The organism is Mesorhizobium sp. M0340 (assembly GCF_040321535.1).
Taxonomy (GTDB): Bacteria; Pseudomonadota; Alphaproteobacteria; order Rhizobiales; family Rhizobiaceae; genus Mesorhizobium.
This window is the reverse complement of record NZ_JAMYRR010000006.1, coordinates 230,101-255,539: the sequence shown is the minus strand read 5'-3', so window position 1 is coordinate 255,539 and position 25,439 is coordinate 230,101. Positions and strand designations below refer to the sequence as shown.

Annotated in this window: 25 protein-coding genes; 20 read left to right on the top strand and 5 right to left on the bottom strand. The window is 61.3% G+C overall.

The window, feature by feature from the left end; translation table 11 throughout:
• Window positions 1-70: 70 nt before the first annotated feature.
• The 4 genes from NKI79_RS11885 (at window position 71) to NKI79_RS11870 (ending at window position 3,550) form a co-directional block, all read left to right on the top strand.
• Window positions 71-1,474, top strand: coding sequence for an L-serine ammonia-lyase (locus tag NKI79_RS11885; RefSeq protein ID WP_352801717.1), 1,404 nt, complete (start codon window positions 71-73; stop codon window positions 1,472-1,474).
• Window positions 1,475-1,559: 85 nt separating this feature from the next.
• On the top strand, window positions 1,560-1,997 hold the full coding sequence (locus tag NKI79_RS11880; protein ID WP_352478933.1) for a DUF1489 family protein: 438 nt from the start codon (window positions 1,560-1,562) through the stop codon (window positions 1,995-1,997).
• 123 nt (window positions 1,998-2,120) lie between these two features.
• Complete coding sequence (locus NKI79_RS11875) at window positions 2,121-2,852, top strand: vWA domain-containing protein (RefSeq protein WP_352801715.1); 732 nt, start codon at window positions 2,121-2,123, stop codon at window positions 2,850-2,852.
• Entirely contained in the window at window positions 2,852-3,550 is a 699-nt protein-coding gene (locus tag NKI79_RS11870; RefSeq protein WP_254817325.1) for a DnaJ domain-containing protein, read from the top strand. Before NKI79_RS11875 ends, NKI79_RS11870 begins: the two co-directional genes overlap by 1 nt.
• Window positions 3,551-3,598: 48 nt before the next feature.
• Here the strand turns inward: NKI79_RS11870 and NKI79_RS11865 are convergent, their stop codons facing one another.
• On the bottom strand, window positions 3,599-4,987 hold the full coding sequence (locus NKI79_RS11865; RefSeq protein ID WP_352801713.1) for an SPOR domain-containing protein: 1,389 nt from the start codon (window positions 4,985-4,987) through the stop codon (window positions 3,599-3,601).
• A gap of 300 nt (window positions 4,988-5,287) precedes the next feature.
• Between NKI79_RS11865 and NKI79_RS11860 the strand changes: the two genes are divergently transcribed.
• The 3 genes from NKI79_RS11860 (at window position 5,288) to clpA (ending at window position 8,693) form a co-directional block, all read left to right on the top strand.
• Complete coding sequence (locus tag NKI79_RS11860; protein WP_352801711.1) at window positions 5,288-5,617, top strand: phasin family protein; 330 nt, start codon at window positions 5,288-5,290, stop codon at window positions 5,615-5,617.
• A gap of 274 nt (window positions 5,618-5,891) precedes the next feature.
• Window positions 5,892-6,218, top strand: coding sequence for an ATP-dependent Clp protease adapter ClpS (clpS, locus tag NKI79_RS11855; RefSeq protein WP_023717744.1), 327 nt, complete (start codon window positions 5,892-5,894; stop codon window positions 6,216-6,218).
• 6 nt (window positions 6,219-6,224) lie between these two features.
• Window positions 6,225-8,693 carry an ATP-dependent Clp protease ATP-binding subunit ClpA gene (gene clpA / locus NKI79_RS11850; RefSeq protein WP_352801709.1) on the top strand — a complete coding sequence of 823 codons (2,469 nt, stop codon included), beginning with the start codon at window positions 6,225-6,227 and terminating at the stop codon, window positions 8,691-8,693.
• Between the two features lie 95 nt (window positions 8,694-8,788).
• Here clpA and NKI79_RS11845 read toward each other — a convergent pair whose 3' ends face one another.
• The 4 genes from NKI79_RS11845 to NKI79_RS11830 form a co-directional block, all read right to left on the bottom strand.
• Window positions 8,789-9,220 (bottom strand): HIT family protein, encoded by a 432-nt coding sequence (locus NKI79_RS11845; RefSeq protein ID WP_352801707.1) that lies wholly within the window; start codon window positions 9,218-9,220, stop codon window positions 8,789-8,791.
• A gap of 119 nt (window positions 9,221-9,339) precedes the next feature.
• Window positions 9,340-10,554 (bottom strand): GNAT family N-acetyltransferase, encoded by a 1,215-nt coding sequence (locus NKI79_RS11840; RefSeq protein ID WP_352801705.1) that lies wholly within the window; start codon window positions 10,552-10,554, stop codon window positions 9,340-9,342.
• Between the two features lie 40 nt (window positions 10,555-10,594).
• Window positions 10,595-11,323 carry a glycerophosphodiester phosphodiesterase gene (locus NKI79_RS11835; RefSeq protein ID WP_352645639.1) on the bottom strand — a complete coding sequence of 243 codons (729 nt, stop codon included), beginning with the start codon at window positions 11,321-11,323 and terminating at the stop codon, window positions 10,595-10,597.
• A gap of 14 nt (window positions 11,324-11,337) precedes the next feature.
• Window positions 11,338-11,802, bottom strand: coding sequence for a RidA family protein (locus NKI79_RS11830; RefSeq protein ID WP_352593436.1), 465 nt, complete (start codon window positions 11,800-11,802; stop codon window positions 11,338-11,340).
• A 138-nt stretch (window positions 11,803-11,940) separates the two neighbouring features.
• On the opposite strand from NKI79_RS11830, the gene NKI79_RS11825 reads away from it, so the two are divergent.
• The 13 genes from NKI79_RS11825 to fabZ all read left to right on the top strand — a co-directional run bounded on the left by NKI79_RS11825 (window position 11,941) and on the right by fabZ (window position 25,435).
• A complete protein-coding gene (locus NKI79_RS11825) occupies window positions 11,941-12,768 on the top strand; it encodes a cell envelope integrity EipB family protein (protein WP_352801703.1) in 828 nt (275 codons plus the stop codon).
• Between the two features lie 133 nt (window positions 12,769-12,901).
• Entirely contained in the window at window positions 12,902-14,200 is a 1,299-nt protein-coding gene (locus tag NKI79_RS11820) for a lysophospholipid acyltransferase family protein (protein WP_352801701.1), read from the top strand.
• 43 nt (window positions 14,201-14,243) lie between these two features.
• A complete protein-coding gene (locus tag NKI79_RS11815) occupies window positions 14,244-14,522 on the top strand; it encodes a DUF4031 domain-containing protein (protein ID WP_352478923.1) in 279 nt (92 codons plus the stop codon).
• 204 nt (window positions 14,523-14,726) lie between these two features.
• Window positions 14,727-15,524, top strand: coding sequence for a 30S ribosomal protein S2 (rpsB, locus tag NKI79_RS11810; RefSeq protein WP_254817316.1), 798 nt, complete (start codon window positions 14,727-14,729; stop codon window positions 15,522-15,524).
• Between the two features lie 119 nt (window positions 15,525-15,643).
• Window positions 15,644-16,567, top strand: coding sequence for a translation elongation factor Ts (gene tsf, locus NKI79_RS11805; protein ID WP_352801699.1), 924 nt, complete (start codon window positions 15,644-15,646; stop codon window positions 16,565-16,567).
• Window positions 16,568-16,958: 391 nt separating this feature from the next.
• Window positions 16,959-17,681: a UMP kinase gene (gene pyrH, locus NKI79_RS11800; RefSeq protein ID WP_023674934.1), complete on the top strand. Its 723-nt coding sequence runs from the start codon at window positions 16,959-16,961 to the stop codon at window positions 17,679-17,681.
• A gap of 96 nt (window positions 17,682-17,777) precedes the next feature.
• Window positions 17,778-18,332, top strand: coding sequence for a ribosome recycling factor (frr, locus tag NKI79_RS11795; RefSeq protein WP_084640965.1), 555 nt, complete (start codon window positions 17,778-17,780; stop codon window positions 18,330-18,332).
• A gap of 32 nt (window positions 18,333-18,364) precedes the next feature.
• Window positions 18,365-19,087, top strand: coding sequence for an isoprenyl transferase (locus tag NKI79_RS11790; RefSeq protein ID WP_352801697.1), 723 nt, complete (start codon window positions 18,365-18,367; stop codon window positions 19,085-19,087).
• Between the two features lie 3 nt (window positions 19,088-19,090).
• The gene (locus NKI79_RS11785) at window positions 19,091-19,924 is read left to right on the top strand and encodes a phosphatidate cytidylyltransferase (RefSeq protein ID WP_352801695.1); all 834 of its coding nucleotides are present in this window, start codon (window positions 19,091-19,093) and stop codon (window positions 19,922-19,924) included.
• A 104-nt stretch (window positions 19,925-20,028) separates the two neighbouring features.
• Entirely contained in the window at window positions 20,029-21,171 is a 1,143-nt protein-coding gene (gene rseP, locus NKI79_RS11780) for an RIP metalloprotease RseP (RefSeq protein WP_352508489.1), read from the top strand.
• 217 nt (window positions 21,172-21,388) lie between these two features.
• On the top strand, window positions 21,389-23,740 hold the full coding sequence (bamA, locus tag NKI79_RS11775) for an outer membrane protein assembly factor BamA (protein WP_352801692.1): 2,352 nt from the start codon (window positions 21,389-21,391) through the stop codon (window positions 23,738-23,740).
• A 179-nt stretch (window positions 23,741-23,919) separates the two neighbouring features.
• Entirely contained in the window at window positions 23,920-24,978 is a 1,059-nt protein-coding gene (lpxD, locus tag NKI79_RS11770) for a UDP-3-O-(3-hydroxymyristoyl)glucosamine N-acyltransferase (RefSeq protein WP_352478916.1), read from the top strand.
• Window positions 24,971-25,435: a 3-hydroxyacyl-ACP dehydratase FabZ gene (gene fabZ / locus NKI79_RS11765; RefSeq protein WP_023674942.1), complete on the top strand. Its 465-nt coding sequence runs from the start codon at window positions 24,971-24,973 to the stop codon at window positions 25,433-25,435. Before lpxD ends, fabZ begins: the two co-directional genes overlap by 8 nt.
• The last annotated feature ends 4 nt before the right edge of the window (window positions 25,436-25,439 follow it).

The window sequence follows — 25,439 nt, the reverse complement described above, 5'->3', positions numbered from 1 at the left end:
AAAACAGCGGAAAACATCATGGGAATTCCTATATGTAGACCTCAACAAGGTCCCAGGAGAAAACGCCCACGTGTTCCTTTCAGTTTTCGACCTGTTCAAGATCGGCATCGGCCCATCGAGTTCGCACACGATGGGGCCGATGACAGCTGCGCGGCGGTTTCTCGACGAGATTGCGGGAGACGACTGGCCGCGCCCGGCCGGCGCCAAGGTCGACCGGATCGCGGCCAGCCTGCATGGCTCGCTCGCCTATACCGGCATCGGCCATGGCTCCGATCGTGCCGTGGTGCTCGGCCTCGCCGGCCAGACGCCGCACACGGTGGATCCCGACCAGGCGGACGGCATCGTCGCTCGCATCGCCGCCGAGAAGCGGATCTCGCCGCCCGGCCATCCGTCCTATCGTTTCGACCCGGCAATGGATCTGGTGCTGGATCGCAAGATGCCGCTGCCGGGTCACGCCAATGGCATGGCCTTCTCTGCCTATGATGCCGGCGACCGGTTGCTGCTGAGGCGCGTCTATTATTCGATCGGCGGCGGCTTCGTAATGTCCGAAGAGGAACTGCAGCGGATGAAAGCAAGGGGCTCGGCGACAACCGAAGGCAAGAAGGTTCCGTATCCGTTCAAGAACGCCGTCGAAATGCTGTCCATGGCAGCGAAAAGCGGGCTTTCCATTGCCGAGATGAAGCGCGTCAACGAGGAGACGCAGATGTCGCGCGAGGAGCTCGACGCCGGCCTCGACGGCATCTGGAGCGCCATGAAGGGCTGCATCGAGCGCGGCCTGTCGCAAGACGGCATCATGCCGGGCGGACTCAAGGTGCGCCGCCGTGCCCGGATGCTGCACGACAAGCTGCAGGAGCAATGGCAGCAGAACCGGCCCAACCCGCTGCTCGCCAACGACTGGCTGTCGATCTATGCGATGGCGGTCAATGAGGAGAACGCCGCCGGCGGCCGTGTCGTCACCGCGCCAACCAATGGGGCGGCCGGCACTCTGCCCGCGGTGCTGCGCTACTGGTTGCATTTCCATCCAGAAGCCGACCAGCCCAGCATCCGCGATTTCCTGCTGACGGCGGCGGCCGTCGGCGGCATCATCAAAACCAATGCTTCGATCTCGGGGGCGGAAGTCGGCTGCCAGGGCGAGGTCGGTTCGGCTTCGGCAATGGCTGCGGCGGGATTGTGCGCCGTCATGGGCGGCACGCCCGAGCAGGTCGAGAACGCTGCCGAGATCGCGTTGGAACATCATCTCGGCATGACCTGCGATCCGGTCGGCGGGCTGGTGCAGGTGCCGTGTATCGAGCGCAACGCGCTTGGTGCCGTCAAGGCGGTGACCGCCGCTTCGCTGGCCATCAAGGGCGACGGCGTTCATTTCGTGCCGCTTGATGCCGCGATCGAGACGATGCGCCAGACCGGCCTCGACATGAACGAAAAGTACAAGGAAACCAGCCTTGGCGGATTGGCAGTGAATGTAGTGGAGTGCTGAGCGCCAATCTGGTGGCCTGGACCACCACTGTGGAGAAGTCGATCAGGCCGTTGACGCGTTCGCGTGCTGGACTAAACCTTAAACGATGTCTCTCAATCTCATAAAGCTTTGCGTCGGCTGTGACAGCGTCGAGGATCTGGAAGAGTGGATTGCCTTCCGTCTCGACGAGCGGCGCCGCGCCGGCGAACCGGCCGAGCACTACCACACCACCCGCATGGTGCCTACACGCGGTGCCGAGATTACCGACGGCGGTTCGCTCTACTGGGTGATCAAGGGCAATGTCCAATGCCGCCAGCTGATCACCGAAATCCGCCCCTTCACCGATGACGAGGGCATCGGCCGTTGCCATCTGATCCTCGATCCCGAGGTCGTGCGCACTGACTGGCAACCGCGCCGCGCATTCCAGGGATGGCGCTACCTGAAGCAGACGGACGCGCCGGCCGATCTCGGCAAGGGCAAAGCCGGGCTGATCGAGATGCCGCCGAAGCTCAGGCGTGAGCTTGCCGATCTCGGCCTGCTCTGACGCCGGGGAACCGCAACGCCAAGACCACCAGCCGAAGTGCTTGTACGCAATTGCCATCATCGGTCCTCCAGGTCGCCTCATCTGGGCTTGCAAGCGGGGGAACAACGCCACATCTTGAATGTCATGAGCGACAAGAAGCAGCCCGTGCCTGCAAGGGCCAATCCTGCACCGGTCGAGTCTCAATCGAGCACCGGCGAGATCGACGCGTTTCTCCGTCAGGCAAGGACGCTCGCTGCATCCGCCACCGGTTCAGGCAGGCTGATCCTGTCCCTCGACGCGACGATGAGCCGCCAGCCGACCTGGGATCTCGCCTGTGCGTTGCAGGCCGAGATGTTCGACGCCGTCGGCAAGGCCGGGGCGCTCAAGGTTCAACTTGTCTATTTTCGCGGCCTTGGCGAGTGCCGCTCCTCCGCATTCGTCACCGATACCGAAGCTCTGAAGCAGCTGATGACGCGCATCGACTGCCGCAGCGGCCATACCCAGATCGGCAAGGTGCTCGCCCATGCCCTGAAACAGACGGCGGCGGCCAAGGTCAACGCGCTGGTCTATATCGGCGACGCGATGGAAGAAAACATAGATGATCTGGCCGAAAAGGCCGGCAGCCTCGGTCTGCACGGCGTTCCTGTCTTCGTCTTTCAGGAGGGCCATGATGCCGCCGCGGAAAAGGCGTTCAAGGAGATTGCGCGGCTGTCGAAAGGGGCCTGGTTCCGCTTCGATCGGCGGGCTGCCGCAACCTTGGCCGGCCTGCTTTCGTCCGTCGCCGTGTTTGCGACCGGCGGGCTGAAAGCACTGGAGGCCCGGGGCAGACCGGCTGACCGGCTGATGATCGAGCATATGCGGGGCGGCGGAAACTGATGAGCGCAATTATCGCTTTTGTAGCGTTGCTTCTAGTGCTTCTCGGCATGCTCACCATCTTCCTGCGCGCCGATGCGGCGAAGCTTGCAGGCGGCATGAGAACGCTTGGACCTGTACTGCTCGGGCTGGTCGGCGTCGCCGTGCTGCTGGTCGGGCGCGAGGGCATCGGCGGCTTGATCCTGTCGGTTGCGCTCGCCTGGTACGGCTCCATGCGCATGAATCGGCCGGCGGCAAAACTGGCACAAGGCAAGCGTTCGACAGTTCGTACCGCGGCGCTTGAAATGGAACTCGATCACGATACCGGCGGCCTCGAAGGCCTCGTGCTGGCCGGACGCCATGAAGGCAAGATGCTTGGCTCGATGGGGCGTGCCGAGTTGCAGCAACTCTATCGCGAACTCTCCGGCGATCCGGAGAGCCGCCAATTGCTAGAGACGTATCTTGACGGCAGATTTCCCATCTGGCGCAAAGACGCTGATGCGAATGACGGCGAAGGGCTGGGTGTTGCGCCAGGTTCTGGCGCCATGACTAAGGAGGAGGCCTACAAGATCCTTGGTCTTGAAGCGGGGGCTGCCGCGGCGGATGTCCGCAAGGCGCACCGCCGCCTGATGCAGCGCCTGCACCCCGATATCGGTGGCACGTCTTTCCTGGCGGCGCGGATCAATGAAGCCAAGGACGTCTTGCTCTCCAATCACAACTAGTCTCCTTCGACGCAGAACTTTCGGGAAAGATATCGTTTCGCGCGCCGCTTACTGCTGGACGGCGTAGCACTCGATCTTCTTCTTTTTCAAAGCGTTGCAGGCCTTCCAGGCAGCGGTCTTCGAACCGAAACCACCGAACCGGGCGCGGTAGTAGGTGACGCCGTCCTTGTCGAAGGCGACGGTGAAACCGGAGGCATCGGCCAGAACGGAGGGTGCCTGCTTCGTCGCCTTGTCGAGGTAAGCCTTCGCTTCGGCCTGTTTTGGCGAAGAGGCGACCTGGATTGCCCAGCCGGATGGCACCGATGCCGTGCTGACCGGATCGACCTCTGCCGCCGGTTCGGCATAGGCTGCGGCGACCCGGGCTGTCGCCACGTCGTCCACCGTCGCCACCGCCGTCGTCTTGACCCTCTTAGCCTGAACGACCGGAGTGGTTTCTTCAACGGCGGGCGCATTTTCCTCGACAAGGGAGGCAACGGCATCGTCGTTCGGCTTACTGTCCGGTGTAGGCGCGTCATGCTTCGGTAGAAACACCTTGGCCAAGGCTGAAATCGGATTGCCACCGCCAGCCTTGGCAATCAGCACGCCGCCGCCGCTCGACGAGGCCTTCGGCATGTAGGCATTGATCAACCCGGCCATCTGGCTGTCGCGGCTGCCGCCGGATCTGCCGCCCATGACCACCGCTACGATCCGCCGATCGCCATCCGAGACCGAGGAGACCAGATTGTAACCGGAGGCGCGGGTGTACCCGGTCTTGATGCCGTCGACGCCCTTGATGCGTCCGAGCAGACGGTTGTGGCCGTTGATGCGCTGCCGCCCATAAAGAAAGGAGCGCTGCGAGAAATAGCCGTAATATTGCGGAAAATGCTCTCTCAGGGCGATGCCGAGCATCGCCATGTCGCGCGCGGTTGTGAACTGGCCGGGATCAGGCAAGCCGTTGGCGTTGCGGAAAACGGTTCCCCTCATGCCCAGCGCCCGCGCCTTGGCGGTCATCATGCGGGCGAAATTGGCTTCATTGCCGCCGAGCATCTCGCCAAGCGCCGTTGCGGAATCGTTTGCCGATTTGGTCACCATCGACAGGATCGCGGTCTCGACCGTGACCGAGCCGCCGCGCTTGACGCCTAGCTTCGTCGGCGGCTCGGCAGCGGCATTGGCCGAGAACACGACCGGGGAATTCTTGCTGATCCTGCCCTTCGCCAATGCCTCGAACGTCAGATAAAGCGTCATCATCTTGGTAAGCGAGGCCGGATAGCGCCGGCCATCGGCATCCGACGAATAAAGCACCTTGCCGGTCTTGGCATCAATGACGATGGCCGCCGACTTGGCCGCCATGGATGAAGCCGCGTCCGCGACGACGAAGCTCATCGCCATAGCGAGGATCATGATCGTTTTGAGGGGGGACGCGGATTTGGAAACGAAGCCCGACAACGCCTTACGCACTGATAGTTCCTTTGAATTTCCGTTGCCTTGGAGGCGGCAAAGGGGTCCTGCCTCACCTTCGGCCACGCTAACGCGGGCAGCGTTACCAATCCGTTTATGGTAACCGCCGCGTTCACCATTTTCTGCGGGATTGAGCTTCTCTTTATTCGAATCTTAGCGATTGCCGGCAGCTCACGATGTGCATTGCCGCGGGAATCTTGACTTTTTGTGCACTGCACAATATATTTACACGCATTGCACAACGCGGCCCGGACAAGGCGCGTCTATCGTCCAAGGCAACCGTTCAAGGGAAAGCGTGAAATGACCCAGACCTATGAAGATTTCAGCAAATACGGCAAGGAATTTGCGGACACCGGATTGAAGAGCTTCGCCTCGCTGTCCAAGGGTGCGCAGGCTATCGCCGCCGAGGCGGGCGAGTACACCAAGAAAAGCTTCGAAGCCGGTAGCGCCGCTGTCGGGAAGCTCCTTTCCGCCAAGTCGCTGGACAAGGCGCTCGAGATCCAGTCCGACTATGCCAAGCAGTCCTATGAGAGCTTCGTCACCGAGGCCACCAAGCTTGGCGATCTCTATGCCGAACTCGCCAAGGAAGCTTACAAGCCGTTCGAATCGATCGTCGCCAAGGCGAAGTAAATTCGACGAACATTCCGAGCCGGCCCCTGGGCTTGCAAAGACAGACCCGGTCGCGAACGCGCGGCCGGGTTTTTTAATGCCAGCTCGAAATCGGGGGCCTACGGTCTTCACGATTTGAAAAATCGGTCAAGTTTGGCCACCTAGCCATATTGTCAGCTAAACAGAAGGGCTTAAAATCGTCCATCGAACACCTACATGTCGAGCATGCATGAGGATTCGAAAAAGGCAGGACTACGTGACTACAGGTTTGACTGCCACGAGCTACGTGGTGCGAATGCAGAACGGCAGCAACGGCAATGAGGCCGGTCGCGGCACGGCCGTCATCACGCGCACAAAAACCAAGACCAAGAAGCCCAGTCTGTATCGGGTCCTCATTCTTAACGACGACTACACACCCATGGAATTCGTGGTCCACGTGCTGGAGCGCTTTTTCCAGAAGGACCGCGAAGCCGCCACACGCATAATGCTTCATGTTCACAATCATGGGGTGGGCGAGTGCGGGGTCTATACATTCGAGGTGGCCGAGACCAAAGTGTCTCAGGTCATGGATTTCGCCCGACAGAATCAGCATCCGCTGCAATGCGTGATGGAGAAGAAGTGAGGTAACATGCCGGCTTTCTCCCAAGGCCTGGAAAAGGCGCTGCACCAAGCGCTGACGCTCGCCAATGAGCGGCACCATGAATATGCAACCCTTGAGCATTTGCTGCTCGCCCTGATCGACGACACCGAGGCGGCGGCCGTCATGCGTGCCTGCAACGTCGATCTCGACGAGTTGAAGCATACGGTTCTGACCTATATCGACACCGAGCTCGACAATCTCGTCACCGGCTACGATGAAGATTCCAAGCCGACTGCCGGTTTCCAGCGCGTCATCCAGCGCGCGGTGATCCATGTGCAGTCGTCAGGCCGCGAGGAAGTGTCCGGCGCCAACGTGCTCGTCGCCATCTTCGCTGAGCGTGAGAGCCACGCCGCTTACTTCCTGCAGGAACAGCAGATGACCCGCTACGACGCGGTCAACTACATCTCGCATGGCATCGCCAAGCGCCCCGGCGCTTCCGAGACGCGTACCCCGCGCGGCGCCGACGACGAGCAAGGCAGCCAGAGCGGAGCCGAGCCGCAAGACGAAGGCGGCAAGAAGAAGCAGCAGCAGGACGCGCTGACTGCCTATTGCGTCAACCTGAACAACAAGGCCAAGGCCGGCAAGATCGATCCATTGATCGGTCGCGAGAGCGAGATCAACCGGACCATCCAGGTGCTGTGCCGCCGCTCCAAGAACAACCCGCTCTATGTCGGTGATCCCGGCGTCGGCAAGACGGCTATCGCCGAAGGCCTCGCCAAGCGCATCGTCGAGGGCGACGTTCCCGAAGTGTTGCACAATGCCACCATCTTCGCGCTCGACATGGGCACGCTGCTGGCCGGCACCCGCTATCGCGGCGATTTCGAGGAGCGGCTGAAGCAGGTCGTCAAGGAGCTCGAGGATTATCCCGGCGCCGTGCTGTTCATCGATGAAATCCACACCGTGATCGGGGCAGGGGCCACCTCCGGCGGCGCCATGGATGCATCGAACCTGTTAAAACCCGCACTGTCGTCCGGCGCCATCCGCTGCATCGGCTCGACCACCTACAAGGAGTTCCGCCAGTTCTTCGAGAAGGACCGCGCGCTGGTGCGGCGCTTCCAGAAGATCGACGTCAACGAGCCGACGGTCGAGGACGCCATCGAGATTATGAAGGGCCTCAAGCCTTATTTCGAGGAGTTCCACAAGGTCCGCTACACGAGCGAGGCGATCAAGGCTTCGGTCGAACTCTCGGCGCGTTACATCAACGACCGCAAGCTGCCGGACAAGGCGATCGACGTGATCGACGAGACAGGTGCCTCGCAAATGCTGGTGCCGGAAGCCAAGCGCAAGAAGACCATCGGCATCAAGGAGATCGAAGCGACGATCGCCACGATGGCGCGCATCCCGCCGAAGACGGTTTCCGCCGACGACGAGAAGGTGCTGCAAGGCCTCGACATTGAGTTGAAGCGTGTCGTTTACGGCCAGGACACCGCGATCACAGCGCTGACCTCGGCCATCAAGCTGGCGCGGGCCGGCCTGCGGGAACCGGAAAAGCCGATCGGCTCGTACCTGTTCTCGGGCCCGACCGGTGTCGGCAAGACGGAAGTGGCCAAGCAGCTCGCCGCCTCGCTCGGCGTGGAGCTGATCCGCTTCGACATGTCGGAATATATGGAACGCCACACCGTTTCGCGGTTGATCGGCGCGCCTCCCGGCTATGTCGGCTTCGACCAGGGCGGCCTTCTGACCGACGGCGTCGACCAGCATCCGCATTGCGTGCTGTTGCTCGACGAAGTCGAGAAGGCGCATCCGGACCTGTTCAACATCCTGTTGCAGGTCATGGACCACGGCAAGCTGACCGACCATAACGGCAAGCAGATCGACTTCCGCAATGTCATCCTGATCATGACCACCAATGCGGGCGCATCCGATGCGCAGCGCGCGGCGATCGGTTTCGGTTCGACCAAGCGCGAAGGCGACGATGTCGAGGCGATCAACCGGCTGTTCACGCCGGAGTTCCGCAACCGTCTCGATGCGATCATTCCGTTCGGCTCGCTGCCGGTGCCGGTCATCCATCAGGTGGTGCAGAAGTTCGTCATGCAGCTGGAAGCGCAGCTTTCCGAGCGTGGCGTGACCTTCGACTTGTCGCAGGATGCAATCGCATGGCTGGCCGACAAGGGCTATGACGAGCGCATGGGCGCCCGGCCGCTCGGCCGTGTCATCCAGGAGCACATCAAGAAGCCGCTGGCCGACGAGGTGCTGTTCGGCAAGCTCAAGAAGGGCGGCACGGTGCGTGTCACCGTCGAGAAGAAGGAAACCGGCGAGACCGGCCTGAAGCTCGAATCGCTCGCCGACGAGGCGCCGGTGAAGCCGAAGAAGGAAGAGCCGGACGACGTGCCGAAAGCCAAGAAGGCGGTGGCAAAGAAGCCCGCCGCGAAAAAGGCGGTGGCGCAGAAGCCGGAGCCCAAAGGTAAGGACGGCGGCAAGCGCAGTCTCGTGCCGCAACTGCCTCGTAAGAACTGACGAACCAGCCAGTAAAAAAGGCCCCGGAAACGGGGCTTTTTTTGTGACACCCTCCGGTTAAGCACCCGGCGCCCGCCGGAGCGGTTTGCGCCGGTTCAGTTTGCCAGCGCCATCCGTATCTTGCCGGCGTTCTGGGCCAGGATTTCAGGCTTTTCCATCTGTCCGCTGTGCGGTTTCAGGGGAATCCCCTCGAAGCGCGGAATGACATGGACGTGAAGGTGAAAGACAGTCTGCCCCGAAGCTGGTTCGTTGAACTGCATAACCGTGACGCCATCGGCATCGAAGGCCTTCTTTACGGCCCGCGCAACTTTCTGGACGTGAGCAAAGAGCGGGCCAAGCACCGCCGGATCTGCGTCAAGCAGGTTGCGCGACGGCGCTTTCGGCACCACCAGCGTGTGACCCTGTCCTTGCGGCATCACATCCATGAAGACAATGACCGCTTCATCCTCGTAGACGCGGTGCGAAGGGATTTCTCCGCGCAGGATTCTGGCGAAGATGTTGCTGCTGTCGTAGGTTGCTTCGGCCATGGCGCGCGCTCCGGTTCTTGGGTCGCTGTCTCGTGTAGCGAAGCTGTTCCGGGCGGGCAAGACGATCGATCGACATCGGCCGTGCGGGCCCGCGCGGCTGAGCGATTGGGCTCGCTACCCTACTCCGCCATGTCCTTGCGGAACGGGGTGTGCTCTTCCAGATATTCGCTCATCCGCTCGACTTCGCGCCGCTCGCGCTGGAGGTAGTCGGCCACTGCATTGCGCAAACCTGGATGGGCGATATAGTGCGCCGAATGCATTGTCACGGGCCGGTAGCCGCGCGCCAGCTTGTGCTCGCCCTGCGCACCGGCTTCAACCACCTTCAGCTTGCGCGAGATGGCGAAATCGATTGCCTGATGGTAGCAGACCTCGAAATGCAGGAATGGGTGGTCCTCGATGCAGCCCCAATTGCGGCCGTAGAGCGCGTCTGAGCCGATGAAGTTGATGGCGCCCGCTATGTAGCGTCCGTTGCGTTTGGCCATGACCAGCAGGATGTCGTCGGCCATGCGCTCGCCGATTAGGGAGAAGAAATCGCGGTTGAGGTAGGGCCGGCCCCACTTCCTGCTGCCGGTATCCATGTAGAACGCGAAAAAGTCGTCCCAGGCCTTTTCGGTCAGATCCTTGCCGGTCAGCCAGTCGATCGAGATGCCGTCGGCGAGCGCCTCGCGCCGCTCTTTCTTCATTGCCTTGCGCTTGCGCGACGCTAACGTCGCGAGAAAATCGTCATAGCTCGAAAAACCTTCGTTGAAGAAGTGAAACTGCTGGTCGGTGCGATGCAGGAAACCGGCCGCCGCCAATATCTGGACATCGTCCTCCGGCGCGAAGGTGACATGGGCGGAAGACACGCCGAGCTTATCCGTCACCGCCTTCAGGCCGGCCGCAAGACCGGCCTTGACGGAGGGACTGTCCTCGCCCTTGCCGACCAGCAGGCGAGGGCCGGTGACGGGCGTGAACGGCACCGCGCATTGCAGCTTCGGATAGTAGCGCCCGCCGGCGCGTTCGAATGCGTCCGACCAGCCATGGTCGAATACATATTCGCCCTGGCTGTGCGACTTCAGATAGCAGGGGACCGCCCCGAGCAGCTTGCCTCGGGCGGTTTCCAGCCTGAGGTGATGGCCTTGCCAGCCGGTGCGCCGAACAGCGCAGCCGGAATCTTCCAGCGCGCTCAAAAAGGCAAATGAAACAAGTGGGTTGTAGCCGTTTTCTGCATCGCCGCGTGTAGTGCCGCCGAGGCTGTCCCATTCAGCGTTGGTAAAGGCCCCGATGCCCGCTGCGATGCGGATCGACAGCTTCGCGTTCGCCGTTTGTCTTTCGCAGTCGTCCCCTTGATCCATGAGGCTTACTTAAGCTCGCTGTGGACCCATACAAGCCCGCTCAAGCAAGCCGTACCAGATCTGGCTCGAATCCTTCGAACGTCATCTGGTCGGCATATTTGAAGGTCAGCTCGACGGCAGGCTGGTCATGCACGGTCCAGGTGATCACCGGCATGCCGAGTTTTTCTCGCACGAAGGAGACGAACCGGTTCGGCAGGTCGCCGGCGGCGTAGGAGGTGAAGGCGATGTCATGCGCCAGCATGGCGAAATGCGCCTCGATCAGGTGGTTGTCGTTGCCGTAGGCGGTCAAACCGCCGGGTATGCCGGGAGCATATTTCGGGAACTCACGGATCAGCCAATGGTCGAACGACATGATCGCAGCCTTGCCGTTGTATTGCTTGAGCATCTTGCCGACGCTTTCGACCAGGCCTTCGTCGTGCCCGGCAGCTCCTTTCAGTTCGACAACCATCGGCACACGGCCGTCGACCAGATCAAGCGCCTGCTGCAGCGTCGGCAGATGGTCAGCGGTGCCGCCGACCTTCAGCGCGGTGATCTCGGCAGCCGTACGCTGCCAGACGAAGCCGTTTTCGCCGGTCAGCCGCCGCAGATCGCCATCGTGGATGATGACGGGGACGCCGTCGGAAGACAGGTGCACGTCGCATTCGATCGCGTAGCCGCGCTCGGCCGCCGCGGCGAAGGCGGAAAGGGTGTTCTCCCAGCGCGTCTTGTTCATGTCGTGGAGGCCGCGATGGGCGACGGGCCGGGCGGTCAGCCAGGAAAGATCGGTCATGGTTGCAGTCCCGGTCATTCGACTTCGAAGATCGCTTCGATTTCCACTGCGGCATTAAGCGGCAGGGAGGCGGTGCCGACGGCGGAGCGAGCGTGCTTGCCGCGATCGCCGAGCACCGCGGCGAGAAAATCCGAGGCACCGTTGGCAACCAGATGCTGTTCGACAAAATCCGGTGCCGAGGCGACGAAGACGGTGATCTTCACCAAGCGACGGATTTTCTCGAGATCGCCAAGTGCTGCCTGGGCTTGCGCCAATATGTTGATTGCACAGTATTTTGCGGCTTCCTTGCCGGTCGCGGTGTCAACATCGCGGCCAAGTAGTCCGCTCGCCTGGAGCTTGCCGTCCTTGAGCGGCAACTGCCCGGCGGTGAACAGCAGATTGCCGGTCCTGCAATAGGGCACGTAATTGGCGGCGGGCGCGGCGGCGGCCGGCAGCGTCACGCCGAGATCGCTCAGCCGCTTTTCGATTGTTTCGCTCATGCTATTTCCCTATTGCTTGAAGGTGCCGCGCAGGCCGGGCCGAAATTGCTATTTTTGCCTCGCTTCCGCCACGACTTTTTTTAAGCTGGACCATCTTTCCATGCGGCCTGCCATTAGCCGCGATGATCGGAGCACCCCATGCGCGCAACGCGCCTCGCATTCAACGCCGTTCTCTTGACAGCGGCTTCCTGGGCGGCTCCCGCTTTTGCGGTGCCGGCGCTGCAGGCGCACCGCGCCGTTTACGACATTTCACTCGACAAAGCCTCCGACCGCTCCGGCATCACCGGCATCACCGGCCGCATGGTCTACGAGTTCAACGGCTCGCCTTGCGAGGGCTATACGGTAAAGTTCCGTTTGGTGACCCAGATCGTAACCAGCGACAACACCAGGCTGACCGATCAGCAGATGACCACCTTCGAGGACGCCGAGGGCAAGACCTTCTCCTTCGTGAACAAATCCTTTGTCGACCAGAACCTCGACAAGGAGGTCAAGGGTACGGCAACGAAGGAGGCCAACGGTCTCAAGGTCGATATCGACAAGCCCGAGAAGAACAGCCTGGAACTCGCGCTGACCCAGTTCCCGACCCAGCAAATGGTCGAAATGATCGGCAAGGCGGAAAAGGGCGAGCGCTTCTACGAAACCAACCTGTTCGACGGCTCTGAGGATGCCAACAAGGTGGTGACCACCACCGTCGTCGTCGGCAAGCAAGCCGATGCCGACAACGCCGATCCGGAAGCGCCGGCGCTGGCCAAGCTCGCCACCGACAAATACTGGCCGGTCGACATCGCCTATTTCGATGATGCCGACAAAGGCGGCGAGGAGGTGCCGGAATACCGGATCAGCTTCAAGCTGCACAAGAACGGCATCACGCGCGATCTCGTCATGGACTATGGCGAGTTCTCGATGACCGGCAAACTGGTCAATCTGTCGCTGTTCGATCAGCCAAAGACCTGCCCGTCGAAATAGGCTCGAACCAACGACAAGCCGCCGCCGCTATCCGGGATAGTAGCGCTTGACCTTGCGGGGATGTCGCATCGACTTGAGCATGCCGCAATTGCCTATCAACGTCTTACGACGGTGAGCGCCGCGGGGGAGCAGGTTGAGCAGAATCGACGTTTTTGTGGCGCCGCGGCCTAATGCGACGCTGATCAAGGCCATGACATTCGTCAACCGAATTGTCATGCTGCACGGCATTCCAGGGTTTCGCGACCTGTTGCCGTTCAACCGTCTGGCCGGTTTGCGCGGCGTCGCCAATGTCCGCCACATCGATTTTCCGGAGGATGACCGGCAAAGGCTGAAGGCTTGTTGCGGCGCGGGCAAGGCGACGTTCCTCACGCCCAACCATCCCGAGTTCTTTACCGACTGGATGATCGACAAGGAGGTCGTCTCGCGGGTAAGCCCGCTGGCGGCATCCTGGGCCACGCACGGCGTCGTCAACGGGCTTGGCCGGCTGATGCAGAAATTCTGGTTGGCCAACAATCTGATCGCGCAAATCCCGGGCAACAGCGCGGCCGCCAAGGAACATTCGGTGACCTGGGCGCTGAAGGGGCACGGCGTGCTCCTGCATCCCGAAGGCGGTGTCGGCTGGCATGCCAACATCGTTGCCCCGCTGCTGCCGGGGGCGGTCGAAATGGGGTTCGAGGCGCTGAAGCGCGGCCGCCTGACCGATCCGGATTTCAAGGTTTGGATCGCGCCCGTGATCTGGAAGCTTGCTTTCACGGGGAATGTCGAGACAGCGCTGGCAAAGGAATGCGCCTATGTCGAGAACAGCCTGAAGATCGAACGCCGTGCCGCCGATTCGCTGCCGGAGCGCATCCATCATATCTATGCGACGTTGCTGTCGCGCGATGAGGCTGCATATGGCCTGCGGTCCGATGAGCGGGTTTCGTATGACGCACGTCAAAAGGACCTGCTCGCGGAACTCGGCCGTCGCCTTGCTGAACTTGTCTCGGTCGACGCCGACACGCTCGACACTGCCGAGCTTTTGCGGCGCTCGCGGCGCTGGCTGCGGGAGAACATAGACGGCACCGAAAACCAGGCGCAGGTCCGAACGCTGGCAGATACGATCCAGCGCCTGCAGCGTGTCGGGCCGTGGGCCTCAGCCAATCCGCGCATCACGCAGGAGGAGATCGCTGAACATTTGAAGCGGATCCGCAACGACTATTGCAAAGATACGCTGCGCGATACGATCAACCGTTTCGTGCCGCAGCCGGCAGGCCCACGCCGCGCCTATGTTCGGGTACCGGAGCCGCTAGGCTTGCACGCCTATCAAGGCTCCGTCGAGGAGGCACTCGCCGAACTGCACGACCGGATGCAAGAGACCGTCACCAGGACGATGACGCAACTCGAGGCCGGCGGCGCCTTCATTTTCTATGCCAATCCCTTCTATCATCGTTAGCGGCGTGCTGGTCGGCGCAAGATGAAGGAGTGCGGCAAACCTCATGGCGGTCTATGTCGATGCGGCGATCTGGAAATGGGTCGGCCACCGCTGGTGTCATCTGCTGGCAGACGATACTGACGAGCTGCATCGCTTCGCCGCGCAGCTCGGCGTCAAGCGCTCGTCCTATCAAGGGCCGCCCAAGACATCGGCGCCGCATTATGACATAACCGGGCTGGAGCGTGACCGCGCAGTGCGGTTAGGCGCCATCGAATGCAGCCGCGAGGAGATCGTCGCTGTTTTCCGGCGTGTGCGGGTGCGGAAGGGGAAGATGCGACAATGACACCGGTGCGCTGATCGCCGCACGCTGAGCCGCAAGACGCCACAGCGCTTGCGTTTGTCGTGCTTCCCCTCTATATGCGCGCTCATTCCACACACGGACTTTGGTGTCTGCCCGGGAGAAATCCGGCTGAAACCTCCGGTGGCGTTTGAGGACAAAGTCCAAAAATGCCTGTGTCCGTGGAGGCTAACCGGAAAGGAAATAAGAATGGCTCTGCCTGATTTCAGCATGCGCCAGCTATTGGAAGCTGGCATTCACTTCGGCCACCAGACCCACCGCTGGAACCCGAAAATGGCGCCCTATATCTACGGCGCCCGCAACAACATCCACATCATCGACCTCTCGCAGACGGTGCCCCTGCTGCACCAGGCGCTGAAGCAGGTTTCCGACACTGTTGCCAAGGGCGGCCGCGTGCTGTTCGTCGGCACCAAGCGCCAAGCCTCCGACATTGTCGCCGATGCCGCGCAGCGCTCGGCCCAGTACTATGTCAATTCGCGCTGGCTCGGCGGCATGCTGACCAACTGGAAGACGATCTCGAATTCCATCCAGCGCCTGCGCAAGCTCGACGAGATGCTGGCCGGCGAGGCTCAGGGCCTAACCAAGAAGGAGCGCCTCAACCTCGATCGCGAGCGTGAAAAGCTCGACAAGGCGCTGGGCGGCATCAAGGATATGGGTTCGACGCCCGATTTGATGTTCGTGATCGACACCAACAAGGAAGCGATCGCCATTCTCGAGGCCAAGCGTCTCGGCATCCCGGTCGTTGCCATCATCGATTCCAACTGCGACCCGGACAAGATCGACTTCCCGATCCCCGGCAATGACGACGCGGCCCGCGCCATCCAGCTGTATTGCGATCTGATCGCCAAGGCAGCTATCGACGGCATCGCCCGTCAGCAGGGCGCGCTCGGTGTCGATATCGGCGCATCGGTCGAGGCTCCGGTCGAGCCGGCGCTCGAGCAGACCCCGGCCGCCGAGAGCCCGGCAGCCCAGACCCCGGAAGCATAGTAGCGAAGGCCGGCTGCGGCCTTCATCTTTCCAATATGTTGGCGCGGTAAGCGCTACCGGCACCAGGCGCATCATCGAAAATCGATGGTGCGTCAGTGCATTTAGACAAAGAGGCGACAATGAGCATTTCGGCTGCACAGGTCAAAGAACTCCGCGACTTGACCGGCGCGGGCATGATGGACTGCAAGGCGGCGTTGAACGAGACCAACGGCAATATGGAAGAAGCCATCGACTGGCTGCGCAAGAAGGGCATTTCCAAGGCCGACAAGAAGGCTGGCCGTACCGCTGCCGAAGGCCTGATCGGCGTCGATTCGGGCGTCCGCGAGGCAGCGATCGTCGAGGTCAATTCCGAGACGGACTTCGTTGCCCGCAATGCTGCGTTCCAGGAGATCGTCGCCAAGGTCGCGAAGGTCGCGCTTGCCTATGGCGGCAAGACCGAGGCCGTTGCCGCTGCTCCCTATCCGGGCTCGGGCAAGTCGGTCGCCGAGACCATCAAGGACGCCGTCGGCACCATCGGCGAGAATCTGGGCTTCCGCCGCTCGGCCAAGCTCACGGTCGAGCACGGCGCTGTCGCAACCTACGTTCACAATGCGGTCGCCGACGGCCTCGGCAAGCTCGGCGTGCTGGTGGCCATCGAGACGACAGGCAACGCGCATGCCGCGAACGCCTTCGCCCGTCAGGTTGCCATGCATGTCGCTGCCACCAATCCGATGGCCTTGACCACTGAAGAGCTCGATCCGGCCGCGGTGGAGCGCGAGAAGGCGATCTTCGCCGACCAGGCACGCCAGTCCGGCAAGTCAGAAGCGATTATCGAGAAGATGGTCGAGGGCCGTTTGCGCAAGTTCTACGAAGAGGTCGTGCTGCTCAAGCAGGCTTTCGTGCTCAATCCCGACATCACCGTCGAGAAGGCGCTGAAGGATGCCGAAAGCGAGATCGGCGCGCCAGCCAAAATCGCTGCCTACCTGCGCTTCGCGCTCGGTGAGGGCATCGAGAAGGAAGAGACCGATTTCGCGGCAGAAGTCGCGGCAGCGGTCAAGAAGTAAACTATTCGTTTAAAAGGCTTTTTCGGCCGGGTGTCCGCGAGGATGCCCGGCCGATTTCTTGCGCGGTGTAGGATCAACTCAAGGACAACCTCGGCGCGCTCGATTTCGACATTGCGCAGGTGCGGTGAGCCGGTCATTCACACCCTTTTTCGTATTCGTTCTTCGGCTCGGAAATACAGGGTGGCCTTACCGGAGGTCAGACAGTCGGTGACAAGCCGGCGGGCTACATGCCGAACCTGTTCATGCAAGGTGCTTTTGCCGTGTAAGCTGAAGCTGGAAGAGAGTTTTCCGGCTCGGGCGCCGCGTGACATCGTGGCGCCCTTCGTGTATCGGAACGCCCAGTGTTTCGGGGCGTGCCGAAACGCGTCACACGCACGATGACGAGGACCAGATGACGGTGAAGCCCCTCTACCGACGTGTCTTGCTGAAAGCATCGGGCGAAGCGTTGATGGGCGAGCAGCATTTTGGCATCGACGTATCGGTGGTCGACCGCATCGCCGCCGACATCGCCGAGGCCCGCGCATTGGGCATCGAAGTCGGTGTCGTCATAGGGGGCGGCAACATCTTCCGTGGCGTCGCAGTCGCGTCAAAAGGCGGAGACCGCGTCACCGGCGACCATATGGGCATGCTTGCCACCGTCATCAATTCGCTGGCGCTGCGGACCTCGCTCAACAAGATCGGCGTCGACGCCGTGGTGCTGTCGGCGATCGCCATGCCCGAGCTTTGCGAAAGTTTTTCGCAGCGTCAGGCGACCGCCTACATGAACCAGGGCAAGGTCGTTATCTTCGCCGGCGGCACCGGCAATCCGTTCTTCACCACCGATTCGGCTGCAGCCCTTCGCGCCGCCGAGATCGGAGCCGATGCTCTGTTCAAGGGCACCCAGGTCGATGGTGTCTATTCGGCTGATCCCAAGAAGGACCCGCACGCGACACGTTTCGAGCGGATCAGCCATGACGAAGTCATCAAACGCGGGCTTTCGATCATGGATACGGCGGCGATTGCACTTGCGCGCGAAAACAACATTCCGATAATCGTCTATTCGATCCACGAGAAGGGTGGTTTCGGCGATATCCTGAGGGGTGGCGGCCGTTGCACGGTCGTCGCAGACGATTGACCGGACCATGAACCCGAAAGGGATCGGATGCGGATGAGGCTCGAACAGGGCTTACCCTAAGCAGTGAACCCGGGTTAACGGGTCGAGGAGACGATGATGAGTGGCGAATACGACGATCTCAAACGGCGCATGGACGGGGCGATCGCCGCGTTCAAGCATGATCTGGCTTCGCTGCGCACCGGCCGCGCGTCGAGCAACCTGCTCGATGCCGTCCAGGTGCAGGCCTATGGCACCACCATGCCGATCAACCAGGTGGCAACAGTGTCGGTTCCGGAACCGCGCATGATTTCGGTTTCGGTGTGGGACAAGTCGATGGTCAGCGCGGTCGACCGTGCCATCCGTGAAGCCAATCTCGGGTTCAATCCTATCGTCGACGGTACCAATCTAAGGATTCCGCTGCCCGAGCTCAACGAACAGCGCCGCAAGGAGCTGGTCAAGATCTCGCACGGTTATGCCGAGAATGCCCGCGTCGCCGCACGACACGTTCGCCGGGACGGCATGGACTTTCTGAAAAAGGCGGAAAAGGACGGCGACATCAGTGAGGACGACCATCGCAAACGGGCCGACCAGGTTCAGAAACTGACCGACGAGACAATCAGCACCATCGACCACCTGCTTTCCGACAAGGAAGCGGAAATCATGCAGGTCTAGGGTCTGGCCACGGCTGGCCCGGAAGTGAGAACATGGCAACGCCCGCGCATGTCGCGATCATCATGGACGGAAACGGACGCTGGGCCAAGGCGCGCGGCTTGCCTCGGCTGGCTGGTCACCGCGCCGGCGTCGAGGCGCTGCGCAAGACAGTGCGCGCCGCCCCCGGCCTCGGCATCTCCTTCCTGACCGTCTACGCTTTTTCGTCGGAAAACTGGTCACGACCGAAATCCGAAGTCAGCGACCTCATGGGCCTGCTGAAGCTTTTCATCCGACGTGACCTCGCCGAGCTGCACCAGAGTGGGGTGCGGATCAGGGTCATCGGTGACAGGGCAGGGCTGCAGCCCGACATAAGGGGGCTGCTCGAGGAAGCCGAAACGCTCACCCTTAGCAACGAGGCGCTGACACTGGTCATTGCCTTCAATTACGGCGGCCGCGACGAGATCGTGCGCACCGCGCGCAAGCTCGCAGCTGCGGTGGCGCGCGGTGAGATCGACAGCGAGGCGATCACGGCCGAGTCCTTTGCCAGCTCGCTCGATACAGAGGGCATTCCGGACCCGGAACTGGTCATCCGCACCAGCGGCGAGCTTCGGCTGTCCAACTTCCTGTTATGGCAGGCCGCCTATAGCGAACTCGTTTTCCTGCCTTGCTACTGGCCCGACTTCAGTCGCGAGCACCTGTCCGATGCACTGCGCGATTTCGCCGGCCGCGAGCGCCGCTTCGGCGGACTTGCCGCCCAAGATGTCGCCTCAGGCTGAGGAATGAGCAACCTCCAACTCCGGGTCATTTCGGCCGTCGTGCTTGCCATCGTGACGCTTGGCCTGACCTGGCTCGGCGGACTGCCCTTCCGGTTGCTTTGCGCTGCCATGGCGGCGGTGATCTTCTACGAGTGGACGCGGATGAGCCGCCCCGTTGCCCCGGCAGGTGCTGGTGCTATGGCAGGTCTCGGCTTTCTGCCCGAGGCGCTGATCGTGGTCTTTATTGGTGCTCTCGTCGCCGGCTTGCCTGCGTCTTTGCTGCTGCCGCTCGTGGCGGCTCTGGTTGCTGTCACTGCCATCGCGGCGTCGATGCGCAAGGCAGGACCGTGGGAAGCATCCGGCCTTGCCTATGCGGCCGTGTCGGGCTTGTCGCTGGCCTTCTTGCGTGATGGCGACCATTCAGGGCTGCTGGCCATTCTGTTCCTATTCGCCGTGGTTTGGGCGACCGATATTTTTGCTTATTTCGTCGGCCGCTCCGTCGGTGGCCCAAGGCTGGCGCCGTCGATCTCGCCGGGCAAGACGCGGAGCGGGGCGCTCGGTGGGGTGGTCGGCGGCGTAGTGGCCGGTCTGCTTCTGGCCGCAGTAGCCGGAACGGGCAACCTCGCCGTGCTTGGCGTGGTCGCACTGGTGCTTTCGATCGTCGCGCAAGCCGGCGACCTGTTCGAATCATGGGTCAAGCGACGCCACGGCCGTAAAGATTCCGGCACGCTGATACCCGGCCATGGCGGCATCATGGATCGGGTCGATGGGCTTGTCGCGGCGGCTTTCGCCCTATACGTCATCGGCTGGATTTCCGCGACCGCCGACCATCCGGCACAGGGGCTGTTTCCGGTTTGAACGGCATCGTCGGTGGGCCGGCGCGAGGCTGCGTCATGGATTCGCCTGGATTGATGTCACAGTCGCGGCGTGATCTGCGCCGTGGATGAATTTGAGGGCATGAATTGAACGAGATTCTTCACGCGGTTTTCAGCACGGACGGCCTTGTCCTCGGCACGCTGGTGCCTTTCCTGTTCGTGCTGACCGTGGTCGTGTTCGTCCACGAAATGGGCCATTACCTCGTCGGCCGCTGGTGCGGTATCGGCGCAAAAGCCTTTTCGATCGGTTTCGGCCCTGAGATCATCGGCTTCAACGACAGCCGCGGCACCCGCTGGAAGCTTTGCGCCATACCGCTCGGCGGCTACGTCAAGTTCGTCGGCGATATGAACGCGACGTCGAGCCAACCCAGCTCGGAGGAGGTCGAGGCGCTGAGCGACGACGAACGCAAGGTTGCCTTCCACACGCAGCCGATCTGGAAGCGGGCGGCGACCGTCGTGGCGGGGCCGCTGTTCAACTTCCTGCTGACGATCGCCGTCTTTGCCGTGCTGTTTTCCATATATGGTCGGCCGGTATACGAGCCGATGGTGGCTGAAGTCACCGAAGGCAGTCCGGCAGCGGCGGCCGGCATCATGCCCGGTGACCGATTCGTCAGCGTCGACGGCAGCAAGGTCGAGACCTTTGCCGACGTCCAGCGTCTGGTTTCGGGCCGCGCCGGCGACAGCATCACCTTCGTTATGTTACGCGGCGGCAAGGAAATCACCGTCACGGCGACGCCGCGTTTGATGGAACAACAAGACGCATTGGGCAACAAAGCCCAGGTGGCCGTGATCGGCGTCATCAACAACAAGGAACTCGGCCAGCCGCGGCTGATCACCTACAGCCCGGCCGGGGCAGTCGGGGCGGCCATCCAGGAAACCGGACACGTCATCCAGCGCACCGGCCAGTTCCTGCAGCGTTTCGTTGTTGGCCGCGAGGACAAGTGCCAGCTGGGCGGGCCCATCAAGATCGCCAAGATGTCGGGCCAGGCGGCAAAGCTCGGCTTCGAATTGCTCGTCCAGCTTGTTGCATATCTGTCAGTCGGGATAGGAATTCTCAATCTTCTGCCGATTCCCCCCCTCGACGGAGGGCATCTTCTGTTCTACGGCGTGGAAGCTGTCATCCGACGGCCGGTGTCCGAACGGATGATGGAAATGGCTTATCGGAGCGGCCTCATCCTGGTGCTCGGCTTCATGGGTTTTGTTTTCTGGAACGATCTGTTTGGGTGCTGAAATCATGAAGAAATTTGGCTTCAGCGCGACCAATGTTGAGACGCCGTTTACCATGCGTGGGGATATGCGTGACGCGAAAGCCACGCCACAGGGTTAAGTAAATACAAATTAACCAGAAGCCTTGCGTGTAGGGAAAATCCGGTTAATACGGTAGGGGAAATTACCGCACGTCCGGTTTTCTCGCCGTGGGGACTTCGAGAAAAGGTACAAAAGCCCGATGAAGGCAGCATCCAAGTTTCTGAGCGCCGCGTCCGCGGTGGCTATGTCCGCTGCTCTGGTTGTACCAGGCGCGCTCGCAGTGCAGTTCGTTGCCACATCGGCCGCCGAGGCGGCTGTCGTCTCCAGAGTCGAAGTCACCGGCAATCAGCGTGTCGACGCGGACACCATCCGCAATTACGTGACAATCAAGCCCGGCAAGGCGTTTTCCAGCTCCGACATCGACGATGCGGTCAAGGCGCTGTTTGGCACCGGGCTGTTTTCGGACGTGCAGATCAACCAGGTCGGATCGACGCTGGTCATCAAGGTTTCCGAATACCAGGTCGTCAACCAGGTGCTGTTCCAGGGCAACAAGAAGCTCAAGGACAACGCGCTTGCAGCCGCGGTGCAATTGAAGCCGCGCGGCACCTTCTCGCAACAACAGCTCGACGCCGATGTCGAGGCGGTCAAGGCCGCATACCGGCGTATCGGCCGCGACGATGCCGCCGTGACCACCCAGATCATGGATCTCGGCGACAACCGGGTAAACGTGGTCTTCAACATCAACGAAGGCGGCCGCACCCAGATTGCGGCAATCAATTTCGTCGGCAACAGCGCCTATTCGAGCCGCCGTCTGTCGGACATCATCTCCACCAAGCGCTCGTCCTTCCTGTCGTTCGTGCTGCGCGACGATGTTTATGACGAGGACAAGCTGCGCGCCGACCAGGAGCTGCTGCGCCGCTTCTATTATAATCACGGCTATGCCGACTTCCAGGTCGTCTCGGCTGTCGGCGAACTCGACGACACAACCAACAAATACACCGTTACCATCACGGTGCAGGAGGGCGAGCGGTATACGTTTGGGGACGTCAGCGTCGAAAGCACGATCCCCGAGGTCGACAGCAAGTCGCTTGAATCGGTGGTCGAGACCCACAAGGGCGATGTCTATAACGCCAAGGATGTCGAGGACACGATCATCGCGCTGACCGAAAAGGTCGCCGGTTCTGGTTATGCCTTTGCCCAGGTGACGCCGCGCGGTGACCGCAACTTCGAAAACCACACCATCTCTGTCGTTTATACGATCGACCAGGGCACCAAGGCCTATATCGAGCGCATCGAGATCCGCGGCAACGATCGGACTCGCGACTACGTCATTCGCCGCGAGTTCGATGTCAGCGAAGGCGACGCTTTCAATCAGGTTCTCATCCAGCGCGCGAAGAGGCGGCTGGAAGCGCTTGATTATTTCGAGAAAGTCGAGATTTCCACCGTTCCGGGCTCTGAGCCTGATCAAGTCGTACTGGTGGTCGACGTGGTCGAGAAATCGACCGGTGAGTTCTCGGTCGGTGCCGGTTATTCGACTGGTGGCGAGACGGCTGGTCCGTCCGTCGAAGGTTCAATCAGTGAGCGCAACTTCCTCGGCCGCGGCCAATTCATCAAGGTGGCGGCTGGCGGCGGCAAGAACTCGCGCGACTACAGCTTCTCGTTTACCGAACCGTACTTCCTTGGTCGCCGTATCGCTGCCGGATTCGACATCTACAAGCAGACTCGAAACTATGACCATTACGATAGCGACACGACGGGCGCGACAGTGCGCTTCGGTCTGCCGATTACCGACAACATCTCGACTCAGCTCGCGTATAATATCGCTCAGGAGAAGTATGAGTTCGACGAGAACTGCGACCCTGCCACCTGCGATGTCTCCCAGGCGATTATAAACGGTGTCGAAGAGAGTCCGTGGCTCAAATCGTCGGTTAGTCTCGGCCTAGTTTACAATACTATTGACGACATGAAGAATCCCCATGAAGGCATTTTTGCCAACGTCGGCACGGAAGTGGCTGGCTTGGGCGGCGACGCCAAGTTCATCAAGGTGACAGCGCGCGGCAGCATTTATCAGACGTTGTCCGAACAATTGGATCTGGTAGGCCTCATTTCTGGCGGTGCCGGCCATGTCCAGGGATATGGCAGCGGCGACCTGCGTGTCTTCGACCATTTCCAGAGCAGCGATCGCATGATCCGCGGTTTCGAATATGGCGGCATCGGTCCGGTTGCCTCGGACAACAGCAATGACCATCTCGGCGGCACCACTTACTTCAATGCCTCGGCGGAAGCGCAGTTCCCGCTGCCGGTCATCCCGGAAAGCTTCGGTTTGCGCGGCGCGGTATTCGCCGATGCGGCAACGCTCTACGGCAGCAAGATTGCCTCCAACCTCGTCAATCAGTCGACGACCGGCATGGAATGGCGCGCTTCTGTCGGCGTCGGCTTGATGTGGGCATCGCCTTTCGGCCCGATTCGCATCGACTATGCGATCCCGGTCAAGAAGGAAAAGACCGACGACGTGCAGGAATTCAACTTCGGCATATCGACCCGCTTCTGATGTGCGGGTAACGATGCTTCCGGCTCGTTTGGATCGGGATGTCAGTGATCCGACACTACAGCGCAGTGCGTCCTATCGGACGCTCAAAGAACGTTGTAGCAACTTGATTTGCGCATGATCCTTTCCGAGGATCGATTTCCGATTTCGGGGTCATGCGCTAGCTGGATATTGCTTCTGGAATGACCGATCCGGTGTTCTTCGCGCCCTCACGCCGGTATACGGCCGGCGAAGTCGCGAATCTGACCGGCTCGATGCTTGTCGATTCCGCTCTCTCCGATGTTTCGATCGACGCTCTGGCTCCCGCCAACGAAGGCGGCGAGAACGCCCTTGTCTTCGTCGATGGCAGGCGCAATTTCGCCCTGATGCAGTCACTGCGGGCGGCAGCGGTTCTCTGCCCTGCCGAATTTGCCGCCAAGGCGCCGGCGGGCATCGCGGTTCTGGTGCATCCGCGCCCGCAGCAGGCTTTCGCAATGGTCGGGCGCCTGCTTTTCCCGGCGGCTGCAACGCCTGGGCCGATGACCGGCGAAACCGGTATCTCGCCGCACGCCCATATCGATGCGACCGCCCATGTCGAGCCCGGTGCGATCATCGAAGCGGGCGCGGTCATCGGACCGCGCGCTGCCATCGGCAGCGGAACCGTCATTGCCCCTCATGCGGTTATCGGTCCTTCCTCCCAGATTGGCCGCGACGGCTATGTCGGTCCAGGCGCCAGCGTGCAATATGCATTGATCGGCAATCGCGTCATCATTCATGGCGGCGCCAGGATCGGCCAGGATGGCTTCGGCTTCGTGGCCGGCGCCAAGGGTCCGGAGCGGGTTCCGCAGATCGGCCGCGTCATCATCCAGGACGACGTCGAGATCGGGTCGAATACGACCGTCGATCGCGGCGCCATGTCCGACACGATCATCGGCCAGGGTACCAAGATCGACAATCTGGTGCAGATCGCGCACAACGTTCGCATCGGCCGCAATTGCATAATAGCCGGGCTTTCGGGTATTTCCGGTTCTGTGACGGTAGGCGACAACGTCACCATGGGTGGCGGCGTCGGCCTTGCGGATCATTTGACCATAGGGTCCGGCGCCAAGCTTGCGGCAAGAAGCGGGTTTATGAGCAATGTGCCTGCCGGTGAGATTTGGGGAGGATATCCGGCGCAGCCGATGGCGGAAGCTATGCGCGAGATAGCGGCCTTGCGCAGACTTGCACGGACGCGCAAACAGGGTGAGGGGGGAAATGGCTGACATCGCAGCGGCGACGCTCGAAGCGGTTGACATAATGCGGCTGATGAAGCTCCTGCCGCACCGCTATCCGTTCTTGATGATCGACCGTATTGTCGACATAGATGGCGACGAATCCGCAATCGGCATCAAGAACGTCACCATAAACGAGCCGCATTTCCAAGGTCATTTCCCCGACCAGCCGGTCATGCCCGGCGTACTGATCATCGAGGCGATGGCGCAGACGGCCGGCGCCATCTGCATCCGCAGCCTTGGTACGGAAAAGCCGTCGCTGGTTTATTTCCTGACCATCGACAATGCCAAGTTCCGCAAGCCGGTCGTTCCAGGCGACCAGCTGAAAATTCATGTGAAGAAAATCAAGAAACGCGGCAATCTTCTCAAATTCGCTTGCGAGGCCCTCGTCGATGGCGCCAAGGCGGCGGAAGCCGAGATCTCGGCGATGATGGTCGCAAGCGGCTGACAAA

Bases quoted from the DNA above. Each gene is read 5' to 3' on its own strand.
- NKI79_RS11880 (WP_352478933.1), top strand. From the start codon at position 1,560: ATGTCTCTCAATCTCATAAAGCTTTGCGTCGGCTGTGACAGCGTCGAG.
- NKI79_RS11875 (WP_352801715.1), top strand. From the start codon at position 2,121: ATGAGCGACAAGAAGCAGCCCGTGCCTGCAAGGGCCAATCCTGCACCG.
- NKI79_RS11870 (WP_254817325.1), top strand. From the start codon at position 2,852: ATGAGCGCAATTATCGCTTTTGTAGCGTTGCTTCTAGTGCTTCTCGGC.
- NKI79_RS11860 (WP_352801711.1), top strand. From the start codon at position 5,288: ATGACCCAGACCTATGAAGATTTCAGCAAATACGGCAAGGAATTTGCG.
- clpS (WP_023717744.1), top strand. From the start codon at position 5,892: ATGCAGAACGGCAGCAACGGCAATGAGGCCGGTCGCGGCACGGCCGTC.
- clpA (WP_352801709.1), top strand. From the start codon at position 6,225: ATGCCGGCTTTCTCCCAAGGCCTGGAAAAGGCGCTGCACCAAGCGCTG.
- NKI79_RS11845 (WP_352801707.1), bottom strand. From the start codon at position 9,220: ATGGCCGAAGCAACCTACGACAGCAGCAACATCTTCGCCAGAATCCTG.
- NKI79_RS11840 (WP_352801705.1), bottom strand. From the start codon at position 10,554: ATGGATCAAGGGGACGACTGCGAAAGACAAACGGCGAACGCGAAGCTG.
- NKI79_RS11835 (WP_352645639.1), bottom strand. From the start codon at position 11,323: ATGACCGATCTTTCCTGGCTGACCGCCCGGCCCGTCGCCCATCGCGGC.
- NKI79_RS11830 (WP_352593436.1), bottom strand. From the start codon at position 11,802: ATGAGCGAAACAATCGAAAAGCGGCTGAGCGATCTCGGCGTGACGCTG.
- NKI79_RS11825 (WP_352801703.1), top strand. From the start codon at position 11,941: ATGCGCGCAACGCGCCTCGCATTCAACGCCGTTCTCTTGACAGCGGCT.
- NKI79_RS11815 (WP_352478923.1), top strand. From the start codon at position 14,244: ATGGCGGTCTATGTCGATGCGGCGATCTGGAAATGGGTCGGCCACCGC.
- rpsB (WP_254817316.1), top strand. From the start codon at position 14,727: ATGGCTCTGCCTGATTTCAGCATGCGCCAGCTATTGGAAGCTGGCATT.
- tsf (WP_352801699.1), top strand. From the start codon at position 15,644: ATGAGCATTTCGGCTGCACAGGTCAAAGAACTCCGCGACTTGACCGGC.
- pyrH (WP_023674934.1), top strand. From the start codon at position 16,959: ATGACGGTGAAGCCCCTCTACCGACGTGTCTTGCTGAAAGCATCGGGC.
- frr (WP_084640965.1), top strand. From the start codon at position 17,778: ATGAGTGGCGAATACGACGATCTCAAACGGCGCATGGACGGGGCGATC.
- NKI79_RS11790 (WP_352801697.1), top strand. From the start codon at position 18,365: ATGGCAACGCCCGCGCATGTCGCGATCATCATGGACGGAAACGGACGC.
- NKI79_RS11785 (WP_352801695.1), top strand. From the start codon at position 19,091: ATGAGCAACCTCCAACTCCGGGTCATTTCGGCCGTCGTGCTTGCCATC.
- bamA (WP_352801692.1), top strand. From the start codon at position 21,389: ATGAAGGCAGCATCCAAGTTTCTGAGCGCCGCGTCCGCGGTGGCTATG.
- lpxD (WP_352478916.1), top strand. From the start codon at position 23,920: ATGACCGATCCGGTGTTCTTCGCGCCCTCACGCCGGTATACGGCCGGC.
- fabZ (WP_023674942.1), top strand. From the start codon at position 24,971: ATGGCTGACATCGCAGCGGCGACGCTCGAAGCGGTTGACATAATGCGG.